An 11,497-nucleotide genomic window follows, 5' to 3' on the forward strand; every position below is an offset into this window, starting at 1 on the left:
GTGGGGCGAAGCCGCCACCCGGCAACCAGGTCACAGCGTCGGCTCCTGCGGAGGGAGCGGCGATGCGGGCGGCGGCAATACCTGATACGTCTGCACGGGCATCCGCACGTTCGCCAGATCAAAGTGTTTTTTCACCATGCTGTCGAGCGCAAAGCGCACCGTCCACTGCTTCAGCGGCTGGGTGGTGAACGACACGCGCAGGGTAAAGGCTGTGTTCGTCAGCCCGACGATGCCGGCAAATGACGGCTCTCCGATCACCAGCCCGCGAATATCCTCCATCTCCATCAGTTCTTCTACCGCATCGCGCAGCGCCTGCTTCGCTTTGTCCGCATCCTCGTGGCGATCCACATCGTAGTTCGCCACAACGGAACCAATGCCGCGCACAAAGTTGGCGAAGGTGGTGATCGAAGACCAGGGAATGATGTGGTACGCCCCGGTGTCCTGACGCACGCCCACCGAGCGGATGGACATCCTCTCCACGGTGCCGGTTAACGGCCCGATGGTCACCAGATCGCCCGTGTTCATTCCGTTCTCAAACTGGATAAAGATGCCGGTAATAATATCCTTCACCAGCGTTTGCGACCCGAAGGAAATCGCCAGCCCCAGGGCACCGGCACCCGCCAGCAGCGGGGCGATATTCACGCCGATTTCCGACAGCACGATCATGATGGTGATGGTGCTGATAATGACCGCCAGCGCGTTGCGGAACAGGGTTAACAGTGTTCTTGCCCGCGCGCTGGGCAGGGGCCTGCCGTGAATATCCGATACCAGACGGTTCTCAATAAGGCTCGCCAGCAGCGTCCAGCCGACGGCGGAGAAGAAGAGGATCAGCGCGATGCGAATCAGGATGTCGACCGTTTTTTCACCGGCACCGTTGTGAAGCCAGTTCCAGAAATCAAACAGGCTCCATGCATTCAGGAGCAGCATAATCGCCACGCAGACGGTGAGAATACGCGCCACTTTGAGCGATACCGACATCCAGCCGTTTACCCGCTTTTGCAGTTCCGGGTAATTACGCTGCACCTGCGGCGACAGGGTGATGGTTTTCGAGATCCAGCGCGACAGCAGCCCTGACACAAACGCCGCGATGCCGATAATGGCCAGGCTTTTGAACGTCGCTCCCATCATAAACTTCAGGCTATTGCCCGGGTCGAACAGCGAGAAGAAGCACAGCACGATGAAGTAAGCGCTTGCCAGCCAGTGCCACACCAGGGCGAACGCGCGGATAAAGAGGCTAAAGAACGAGAGGGAGCGATCGGCCAGATTCAGCAGGCTTTGGGTAATGGTTTTTTTATTATGGAAGATAAGGTACAGCGACCAGACGGTAATGCAGATCATGATTAGAACGTTTGCCAGCGCGCCAAACTGGACGTTCACCTGGTTGGAGATGATCGGCACGGCAACCAGCAGGCCGTAGCCAATCAGCCCGCTGAGCACGCTCAGACGCAGCGCCCAGTACTTCGCGCTCTCATCCCGAATGGAAAACGGGCGCAGCTCCGGCACGTGCGGACAAAAGAGTAACCGCAGCAGCGCCTTGAAGAACTCAATCAGGGCAAAGGCATTCAGGAAAAGCGACTGCTGGAAGGCGATGGTTTTGTTGCCGGCATTCAGCCTGTCGGCCAGCATCTGGCCTAAGAACAGCGTCAGCGCCAGCAGCAGTAAATCAATGATAAACGCTGAGGCTATCATCAACGGCAGGTGCAGCCAGCTGCTTTTCTGCTGATTCTTTCTGCGTCCCCATTGCCCCATTTTGCGGTACAGCGGCCACGCGCACAGGCGCACCAGCCAGTAAAAAAGAAACACCGCCCCCGCCAGCATCAGGAACTGCGTGGCGGCGGCGGTAAACGTTTGCGGGTTAAATGGCTTATGCGGGGAGCCAATCAGGTTGCGGTAAAGCTGAGCGAAGCGCGAGGAGAGCGCTTCCCCATAGTGACGACTCACGTCGGTGACGTTTTCCAGCACCGTTTTTTGTTCCTCCACCTGGGGAGGGGTGATGACAGGCACTGGCTCCTGCGGCGGCGTGGCGGCCACTTTCCGCAGCTGGCTGATGAGTTCCTGCCGGGAGGTGTCGTTCTCAAGGACGTCGGCGAGGGCGCTGTAGGCGGCTTTTTTCTGTTCGACATTGGGTTCAGGAGGGGGCGTACTTTGCTGACTGGCGGTTGTTCCGGTGGTCACGCCGGGGATCGCGACGGCGAACGATGGCGCACTAAACAGGCTAATCAACAACAACAGGATCCACGGCACGGCGTCCTCCGGTGAAAATGTCGAACAAAATGATAAGTATAGAAGTCGGGACGCGGAGGGGGATTTTTGGGAACAATCTGGCGTAAAAAAGCCGGGCATGCCCGGCTTAGCGTAAAGCGATGGATCAGGAGACGTGCTGCAGGAACTCCTGCAAACGCTGGTTCGGCGGGTTCGCAATCAATTCCTGCGGGTTACCGTCTTCCGCGATACGGCCTTTATCAATAAAGATCAGGCGGGACGCCACTTTTTCAGCAAAGCCGATTTCGTGGGTCACGATAACCATCGTCATCCCTTCTTTCGCCAGATCCTGCATGACTTTCAGCACCTCGTGGCGCAGCTCCGGGTCGAGTGCGGACGTCGGCTCATCAAACAGCATCATTTTCGGTTTGACCGCCAGGGCGCGAGCAATCGCCACACGCTGCTGTTGGCCGCCTGACAGCTCGGAAGGGTAGTGGTGCGCACGTTCTGCTAGGCCGACTTTCGCCAGCAGATCTTTTGCCAGCGCTTCCGCCGCCGCTTTGCTGGCACCGCGCACGCGCAGTGGGCCAAACATCACGTTTTCCAGCGCCGTGAGGTGCGGGAACAGGTAGAACTGCTGGAACACCATGCCCGCTTCCTGACGAATCAGACGGTCGTCCACTTTTGGGTCGTTTACCTTCAGGCCGTCGACGATCAGATCGCCGCTGGTGATCTCTTCCAGCTTGTTGATGCAGCGCAGCAGGGTGGATTTACCGGAGCCGGATGGCCCAATAATCACCACCACTTCACCCTGCTTGATGTTCAGATCGATATTGTGCAGCACCTGGGTTGGGCCAAAGTGCTTGGAAACGTTTTTAAATTCAATCACAGGATTTTCATCCTTCTTTCAAGACGACGCAGAACGAAGCTCAGAACCAGAGTAATGATCAGGTAGACAACGGCTACCGCACTCCAGATTTCCAGCGCGCGGAAGTTGCCAGCAATGATCTCCTGCCCCTGACGGGTCAGCTCGGCCACGCCGATAACAATGAACAGCGACGTATCTTTAATGCTGATGATCCACTGGTTACCGAGCGGCGGCAGCATGCGACGCAGCGCCAGCGGCAGAATAACGTGGCGGATCGTTTCGCGACGAGAAAGACCTAGCGCCAGACCGGCTTCACTGAAACCTTTATGAATCGACAGCACCGCACCGCGGGTGATTTCCGCAATATAGGCACCTGAGTTGATCATAATGGTGACAACGGCTGCGCTGAACGGGTCGATGCGCAGGTCGGTGAATGCCATTGGCAGGGCGAAGTAGATGAACATGACCTGCACGACAATAGGTGTGCCGCGGATCACTTCGATGAAAACCAGTGCGATGTGGTTTGCGATCCAGCCGCCGTAGGTGCGAGCGAAACCGGCGACAAGACCGATAATCAACCCACCAACCAGACCCAGGACCGAAATCCAGAGGGTCATTTTAGCGCCTTCAAGCAAGATAGGAATGGCAGGCCAGATGGCGCTCCAGTCAAACTGCATGATAATTTCCTGTTACTGTTACCGTGTTTCAAAAATAGCAGGGGCGAAAGGTCGCCCCCGAGTGAACGTCATTTTTACGTCTTATTATTTAGGCTCGGTACCGAACCATTTTTTGTAGATTTCGTTGTAGGTGCCGTTCTCTTTCAGCGTTTTCAGCGCGCCGTTAACTTTCGTGCGCAGGTCGTCGCTGCCTTTCGGGAACGCGATACCGTACTGCTGCGCTTCCAGAGACTCGCCAACGGCTTTGAACTTGCCGTTACCGGCTGTCTTAATGAAGTACAGGATGTTAGGCGTGTCGTGCAGAACAGCGTCAGCACGGTTGGTGCCGAGTTCCATGTACGCGTTGTCGATGTTCGGGAACTGGCGCAGGTCTTTGGTTTTGATATTTGCTTTCGCGTAATCAACAGAACCGGTGCCGCTCTTCACCGCAACCACTTTGCCGTCGAGATCTTTCACGCTTTTTACGTCGTTATTATCGGCTTTGACCATGACCAGCAGGCCGCTTTTGTAGTAGCCGTCAGAGAAGTCGATCGCTTTTTTACGTTCATCGGTAATGGTGATACCTGCCAGCGCCAGATCAACGTTCTTGGTTTGCAGTGCCGGGATAATGCCGCTGAAGTCCATAGGCTTCAGGGTGTAATCCAGTTTGAGTTCTTTTGCGATAGCGGCCCACAGATCCACATCAAAACCAACGTATTTATCACCCTGTTTGAATTCAAACGGAACGAACGCCGTGTCGGTCGCCACAACCAGTTTGTCGGCAGCCTGAGAGGACACTGCAAAAGCCAGGGTAAGTGCAGCCAGTGAAACTTTTAATACAGACTTCATAGCATTTCCTTTTATATCCACGGGGCGATCCCCTGCGAGAACAGCTGGCACAATGAAAAAATCGTGCCAACTTTACAAGCTATTGTTTTGCAAAGGGGATGATGTCATGCATTGCACAATTAATGGGGCAATGAGGTTTTATTGCACCAAAGTGGAGCACTGTTTTGGTGCGCTTCGTTTGGCTCAACTGACGGGGAGATATTTAGCGTAAATTCTGACGAAAAAACAATCTTCCGTTAACGGTTGTGTGAGGTGATTATTACAATTTTTTCACTTTTGCACTGTCTCAGGCAAAAAACGTGCACCATAGATGTGCAAAACCCTCACCGGAAGGCGAGGGTTGGATAGAAATTTCGTATGAATTATTCGATGTTAGATTCGATGAACCACAGGAATTGATCCAGGTCGCGGGACGCGGCGGTAAAGATATCTGCAGTATCTTCATCTTTGGCTTCGCCAATCGCTTTGCGTACATCGTTTGCCACAATCGCGTAGCGGTCCGCCAGCTCTTTCAGGTGATCCTGAACGGTATGGATATCGAGCGGATAACTCTTCAGAGGCGTTTTGCTGTTGATGACCTGTGTGGTTCCCAGCGCCACGCCGCCTAGCTGAACGGCACGCTCAGCCATCGTATCGAGGTGGGTAACCAGTGCTGTGCGGAAGCCATCCAGCATTTCATGAACGGCAATAAAGTTTGCACCGCGCATATTCCAGTGGGCCTGTTTGGTGATCAGCGAAAGATCGATGAACTGGATCACCTGGCGATTCAGCAACTCAATGGTCGCTTTTTTGTCGCTGTCCGGTACATCGTTACGGGTATAAAGCAGATTAGACGCTTTCGTTTTCACCAGTTTAGCGGTACTCATAATCTCATATCCTCTTGATGTTTATGTCCCAGGTAATTACGAAACTAAGTATAGCACCGGATTTTTTCTCTGCGGTTTGGCTGTGCCTATCGGTTTAATAGCGAGAAGTGGGTTGAGAATTTAATTTATTGAAATTAATGAATAATTTTTAAATTTATACAGATCAATCTTAATTGCTGGATGGGGACGGAAACGTAGAGGGATATTTCGAAAATAGAGCAAAGTGTGTAAGAAATTATAACGTCTGCCTTTCTGGCCTTTATTCTGCATGGCGTGGAAGCCATGCAGAATATATGGCCTTAGCTGATATCCACCTTTTCAACTTTAGGTTCCGGGCGCATAGTGAGCGTAGAGCCCATTGAAGCCGCGATAATCGAGCAGAGCGCCAGCGTCTGGGTCAACGTGAGGGTTTCGCCGAGAAACACCATTCCGGAAATGGCGGCAAGGGCAGGCTCCATGCTCATCAGGGTGCCAAATATGCGTGTCGGCAGACGCGTAAGGGCAATCATCTCCAGAGAATACGGGAGTGCGGTAGAGAGAATCGCGACTGCCAGTCCGATGGGCATGACTGACCATTGCCAGATAGATTCAGTTGCCTGCGCCATGCCGATAGGCACGAAGACGATGGCCGCAATCAGAGAACCCAACGCCACCGTTGCCGGACCGTGCTCTTCGCCTGCACGCTGTCCCGTGAGAATATAGACAGCCCAGCAGGCGCCTGCACCCAGCGCCAGCGCGGCGCCCGTCAGATCGATCTCAGCGACGCTCTGGCCCAGGGGAAGCAGGAACCATAAGCCCAGAACGGCTAGCACGACCCAGATAAAATCGACCGGACGTCGCGAGGAGAAAAGCGCCACCGCCAGCGGACCGGTAAACTCCAGCGCGACGGCGATCCCCAGCGGTATCGTCTGTATAGAGAGGTAGAACAGATAGTTCATCGCCCCCAGGGAGAGTCCATAAAACAGCAGGGGTAAACGCTGCTCCTTTTTGAAGCGCAGACGCCAGGGTTTGAAAATGACCACCAGTATCGCCGTGCCCAGCACGATACGCAGGGCTGTTACCCCGGGCGCACCGACCAGCGGAAAAAGTGATTTTGCAAGCGAAGCACCGCTTTGAATGGACAACATGGCAATGAGTATCACTGCGACCGGCAACCAGACCGACGATGTGCGGGATAACCCAGGCATCCTTTCTCCTGTCAGCTTATGTCAAATGAGGTAAAGGTTGCAGTGTAAAGGAAATATGCGGCAACGGTTGAGGCGCTGTTGAAAAAAAACCACGTGAAATCCGTAAAATGGTTAAGCGCTGGTGGATTTATCGCCTGTCAGATTAGGAATAATCTGGATGAATGTAACGGCGCAGACGCGCACTATGCGCATTTAGTAGTGAAAATTGCATGTGATTTGAAAGAGATAGCTTAGGCTGGAAACGTTCTGTTACAGGAAAGGTTTCATTAGACATCACGAATCACAAAGAGTTTCGCAAATTTTTTTGATATATTTAAAACTTACGGACTTACTTGAAGCACATTTGAGGTGGTTATGAAAAAAATTGCATGTCTTTCAGCACTGGCCGCTGTACTGGCTGTTTCCGCAGGTACCGCTGTAGCTGCTACTTCTACTGTTACTGGTGGTTACGCTCAGAGCGACTATCAGGGCGTGATGAACAAAGCTAACGGTTTCAACCTGAAGTATCGCTACGAGCAGGATAACAATCCACTGGGCGTGATCGGTTCTTTCACCTACACCGAGAAAGATCGTTCTGAAAACGGCGCATACAACAAAGGCCAGTACTACGGTATCACCGCTGGTCCAGCTTACCGTCTGAATGACTGGGCGAGCATCTACGGTGTTGTAGGTGTTGGCTACGGTAAATTCCAGCAGACTGAAAACCAGAGCGAAAGCCGCACTGCAAGCAACAGCGACTATGGCTTCTCCTATGGCGCAGGCCTGCAGTTCAACCCAATCCAGGACGTTGCTCTGGACTTCTCCTATGAGCAGAGCCGTATCCGCAACGTTGACGTTGGCACCTGGATCGCGGGCGTAGGTTACCGCTTCTAATCACTCCGGTGAGCTAATAAAAAATCCGCCCAATGTGGCGGATTTTTTTTGTGGAAAGTAAAAGCAAAACGGCAACCCCAGGTTGCCGTTTTTAGTGTTGTTCCCTCTCCTCGTGGGAGAGGGTCAGGGGGAGGGTATCGGACCGCTACTTACTCTTAATATCGAAAATATCCGTACCCAGATGGTTGTAGTCAACTTTCTGTAACTTGAAGTTGGTAACGTACACTGGGGGAGCTTTCTTGTTAGAGACAAACGGGTAAGCCGTTTTTATCTGCTCGGCTGTAATTCCCGTCCACTGCGAGAAGAACTGCAGGAAATCATTTGCCGAACGGCGCGCTTTAATCACGCGATGCGTTTTATCATCACTCGACAGCACCATAAACGGCACCTGGAAGTTCTGCTGGAACTTGTCATCATGCGCCAGGTACTGCACCTCTTTACCACGCTCTTTAAACGCCAGCCCATGATCCGAGAAATAGACCATGGAGAAGCTGTCGCCCGTATTGCGTAGCTGATCGTACAGCTTGCTCAGCAGGTCGTCGGTTTGCGTCATGGTGTAGAGATAGCAAGAGGTCTCTTTGGACTGCACGAACTCCGCGTACTTCCCGCCGGTCCGATCGCAGGCCTGCGGGTGCGACCCCATCAGGTGCAGGACGATCAGCTGAGGCTGGGTGCGCGGAGTGGCGAAGACCTGTGCCGTCATTTTCAGCAGCGCTTCGTCTTTGGTATTTTTGTCGGCTTCAAAGTCGCCGTTCTTAAGGAACTGCACTTCGTCGGCACGTTTGGCGATACTGGCGATGGCCGTATCGTATTCGCCAATTTGCCCCTGATTGGAGAACCACCAGGTCTGATAACCCGCGCGGTTTGCCAGGGTGACAAAATTATCCTGATACTGAGGTTTGCCGTCGACGACCCGGTTAAGCGTCAGGCCGAGCGATTTCTGCGTCGAGCCGCTGGCCGCAACATAATCGGTAAACAGCGTGCCTTTGACCGAGCTGGCAAACGGTGTGTTATCCCAGTGTCCGCCGAAGGCTCCCATTGCATCGCGACGGGCACTTTCCCCAATCACCACCACATAGGTGTGATACTTCGGCTTAACGGCCAGCACGTTCCAGGTGTCTTTCATATTGGAAAGCTCAGCCATGCGCGCCTGTTCGTCGAGAACCTCTTTATTATTTACAACGACGTCTTTAACGAAGCGGAAAACCGGATAGCCGATATTGATGAGCCTTAACTTACCGTCCCAGGGAATATTCTGGATGGGGGCGACAAACGCCACGGCAACGCTGAACACCAGACAGAGTATTTCGATCTTACCCCAGGATTTTTTCTCGGCCGGCTGACGGCGGATGGCGATAACGCCCAACGCGAAGATAAAGATCCCGACCACGTAGCTGTACCACGGGAAGATCGTCAGGATCTCCGTTGACTCTTCCATATTGGTCGAGTGCAGCGCCAGCAGGGTATTAAAGTTTGGCGAGCCGTAAGCCTGACCGAACGGGAAATAGAGTGCAGCAACCAGCGAACAGATCCCGATTACTGTTTTTTGCACGCGCGGTGCGGTTCGCCACAGCACATGCAGAACGCAGGTGAAAGCCACCGCGTAGAGCAGACTAAAGGGATAACCCAGCGCAAAGTTAATCAGCAATGACTGCAAAAAGTAAAAACCCGTCCACGGGCTTAAGGCCCGGCTGCGGGTCACAACGGTATCTATCAGGGTTACATTCATAGGTCACTATCATGGATGAAAACGCCATGTGCTCACCCTGGCGTCAAGGGTCATAACCTGCCTGACAGTGCGTGGAGAGGGAATGAGGGTCCGCTTCAGCGAGCCGCAAATTGTGCAGGGCTGCAAGAAGATAGTGCGAGCGCTAAATAATATCAACAGTTGCTAAGCAGATGTTTTGCGAAGGGGATTGCAAATCCGTAAAAAAGATCGGGAATAAGTCGGCTGGAAGCCAGTTTACAGCGTGATTGTGACGGGAAAATGAAGCGGCGTACCGCAACGCCGCTTAGTGGGAAGGTTTGTCGTCCTGATGCGGTTTGTTGTTAAACATATCGCACAGCATGTTCAACAGCATTAAGCGCACTTTAAAGGGAGAGTGGGTAAACACGGTCATGCACCTCTTGAATTCGTTCATAAGACCTCCTGAGTTTTGATCCCTTCGATCCGTGAAGGGTGACTGCATTACATACAGATATAGCACAGGCTATATTGTATAGCTATGGCTATTTCGTTAATTTTTTGTGCTTGCGGAGCTATGGTTTACAATGTGCGCTCTCGAAACCGGGCGCTGGAAGCGTCACCCCACTGAGGAAGTACAATGAACCGTCGCGCAGGTCATCCGACAATGAGGAAAACGACGCAACTGGTGAATGTTGAAGAACATGTCGAAGGTTTTCGCCAGGTCCGTGAAGCGCACCGGCGTGAACTGATTGATGACTATGTTGAACTCATTTCCGATCTGATTCGTGAGGTTGGTGAAGCGCGCCAGGTCGATATGGCCGCCAGGCTGGGGGTTTCACAGCCAACTGTCGCTAAAATGTTAAAACGCCTGGCCTCCGTGGGCTTAATTGAAATGATCCCCTGGCGCGGTGTTTTTCTGACGCCGGAAGGGGAGAAACTCGCGCAGGAGAGCCGCGAGCGCCATCAGCTTGTCGAGAATTTTTTACTGGTGCTGGGCGTCAGCCCGGAGATCGCCCGCCGGGATGCGGAAGGCATGGAACACCACGTCAGCGAAGAGACGCTGGTGAAGTTTCGCGAATTTACCCTTAAATATGGTCCCTCCGCTGAATGAAAATCCCCGGACTGCAGGCCCTGGCACGCGATCGTTTCTTCCATCTCTTATTACTCATTGGCGCAGGGTTAAGCCTCTTTGTGCCGTTTGCGCCACGCGCCTGGCCCGCCGCAATTGACTGGCGCACCATCATTACCCTGAGCGGTTTGATGATGCTCACCAAAGGGGTCGAGCTGAGCGGCTATTTTGACGTTCTGGGCCGTAAAATGGTGCGCCGCTTTGCCACCGAGCGCAGGCTGTCCCTGTTTATGGTGTTCTCCGCCGCGGTGCTGTCGACGTTTCTGACCAACGATGTGGCGCTGTTTATCATCGTGCCCCTCACGCTCACGCTGCGTAAGCTTTGCGAGATCCCGGTCAGCCGGCTGATCATCTTTGAAGCGCTGGCCGTCAATGCGGGCTCGCTTCTGACGCCAATCGGCAACCCGCAAAATATCCTTCTGTGGGGACGGTCCGGTCTGTCGTTCGCCGCCTTTACCTGGCAGATGGCCCCTCTGGCGCTGGTGATGATGCTCTCGCTGATGGCGGTATGCTGGTTCGCGTTTCCGGATAAAAAGCTGCAGTACCACAGCGGCACAACCGGCCCGCAGTGGCAGCCGCGCCTGGTGTGGAGCTGTCTTGGGTTATACATCATCTTTCTGTTCGCGCTGGAGCTGAAGTATGAGCTGGCGGGCGTCCTGCTCGTTGCCGCGGGGTTTGTCGTCCTGGCGCGTCGCGTGCTGGTGAGCGTGGACTGGACGCTGCTGCTGGTCTTTATGGCGATGTTTATTGATGTGCATCTCCTTATCCAGCTTCCGGTACTGCAGAACGTTCTGCACAGCGTCAGCACGCTGTCTCAGCCGGGACTGTGGCTGACGGCGATTGGCCTGTCGCAGTTTATCAGCAACGTGCCGTCCACCATTCTGCTGCTCAACTATGTTCCGCCCGATACGCTTCTGGCCTGGGCGGTCAACATCGGCGGGTTTGGGCTGCTGCCCGGCTCGCTGGCAAACCTGATTGCGCTGCGTATGGCCAACGACCGTCGTATCTGGTGGCGTTTCCACGTCTGGTCGATTCCGATGCTGGTTTGGGCCGCGGCGATTGGTTTCGGAATATTCCTTCTCATATAGTGCGCAATTTGTCAGTTTTTCCTGGCAAACGTATAGCAACGTCCTAGCTTTAGTGAACGGCATAGTGTGATGCCGCTCACTGACAGGACCGT

The 11,497-nt window shown here is 53.7% G+C and carries 11 protein-coding genes; 3 read left to right on the plus strand and 8 right to left on the minus strand.

The features are described 5' to 3' along the window. Positions 1 to 30 precede the first annotated feature (30 nt). From ybiO to rhtA, 6 genes are all read right to left on the minus strand, one after another. Positions 31 to 2,244 carry a mechanosensitive channel protein gene (gene ybiO / locus WM95_RS07905; RefSeq protein WP_063408108.1) on the minus strand — a complete coding sequence of 738 codons (2,214 nt, stop codon included), beginning with the start codon at positions 2,242 to 2,244 and terminating at the stop codon, positions 31 to 33. 124 nt (positions 2,245 to 2,368) lie between these two features. Next, positions 2,369 to 3,091: a glutamine ABC transporter ATP-binding protein GlnQ gene (gene glnQ, locus WM95_RS07910; RefSeq protein ID WP_088544718.1), complete on the minus strand. Its 723-nt coding sequence runs from the start codon at positions 3,089 to 3,091 to the stop codon at positions 2,369 to 2,371. Then, positions 3,088 to 3,747, minus strand: coding sequence for a glutamine ABC transporter permease GlnP (gene glnP, locus WM95_RS07915; protein ID WP_014169254.1), 660 nt, complete (start codon positions 3,745 to 3,747; stop codon positions 3,088 to 3,090). Before glnP ends, glnQ begins: the two co-directional genes overlap by 4 nt. An 84-nt stretch (positions 3,748 to 3,831) precedes the next feature. Then, positions 3,832 to 4,575, minus strand: coding sequence for a glutamine ABC transporter substrate-binding protein GlnH (glnH, locus tag WM95_RS07920; protein ID WP_013097464.1), 744 nt, complete (start codon positions 4,573 to 4,575; stop codon positions 3,832 to 3,834). 362 nt (positions 4,576 to 4,937) lie between these two features. After that, positions 4,938 to 5,441: a DNA starvation/stationary phase protection protein Dps gene (gene dps / locus WM95_RS07930; RefSeq protein ID WP_063408106.1), complete on the minus strand. Its 504-nt coding sequence runs from the start codon at positions 5,439 to 5,441 to the stop codon at positions 4,938 to 4,940. Between the two features lie 299 nt (positions 5,442 to 5,740). Continuing rightward, positions 5,741 to 6,628 carry a threonine/homoserine exporter RhtA gene (rhtA, locus tag WM95_RS07935; protein ID WP_023334998.1) on the minus strand — a complete coding sequence of 296 codons (888 nt, stop codon included), beginning with the start codon at positions 6,626 to 6,628 and terminating at the stop codon, positions 5,741 to 5,743. Between the two features lie 354 nt (positions 6,629 to 6,982). Between rhtA and ompX the strand changes: the two genes are divergently transcribed. Continuing rightward, entirely contained in the window at positions 6,983 to 7,501 is a 519-nt protein-coding gene (gene ompX, locus WM95_RS07940; RefSeq protein WP_023310884.1) for an outer membrane protein OmpX, read from the plus strand. Between the two features lie 145 nt (positions 7,502 to 7,646). Here ompX and WM95_RS07945 read toward each other — a convergent pair whose 3' ends face one another. Beyond that, positions 7,647 to 9,230 carry a phosphoethanolamine transferase gene (locus tag WM95_RS07945; RefSeq protein ID WP_063408105.1) on the minus strand — a complete coding sequence of 528 codons (1,584 nt, stop codon included), beginning with the start codon at positions 9,228 to 9,230 and terminating at the stop codon, positions 7,647 to 7,649. 283 nt (positions 9,231 to 9,513) lie between these two features. Further along, positions 9,514 to 9,642 carry a manganase accumulation protein MntS gene (gene mntS, locus WM95_RS07950; RefSeq protein WP_014831181.1) on the minus strand — a complete coding sequence of 43 codons (129 nt, stop codon included), beginning with the start codon at positions 9,640 to 9,642 and terminating at the stop codon, positions 9,514 to 9,516. A gap of 183 nt (positions 9,643 to 9,825) precedes the next feature. On the opposite strand from mntS, the gene mntR reads away from it, so the two are divergent. Both mntR and WM95_RS07960 read left to right on the plus strand, forming a co-directional pair. After that, positions 9,826 to 10,299, plus strand: a complete 474-nt coding sequence (mntR, locus tag WM95_RS07955; RefSeq protein ID WP_023310887.1) for a manganese-binding transcriptional regulator MntR — start codon at positions 9,826 to 9,828, stop codon at positions 10,297 to 10,299. Further along, positions 10,296 to 11,405, plus strand: a complete 1,110-nt coding sequence (locus WM95_RS07960; protein WP_063408104.1) for an anion transporter — start codon at positions 10,296 to 10,298, stop codon at positions 11,403 to 11,405. Before mntR ends, WM95_RS07960 begins: the two co-directional genes overlap by 4 nt. The last annotated feature ends 92 nt before the right edge of the window (positions 11,406 to 11,497 follow it).

Source organism: Enterobacter cloacae complex sp. ECNIH7 (assembly GCF_002208095.1).
Lineage (GTDB): Bacteria > Pseudomonadota > Gammaproteobacteria > Enterobacterales > Enterobacteriaceae > Enterobacter > Enterobacter cloacae_M.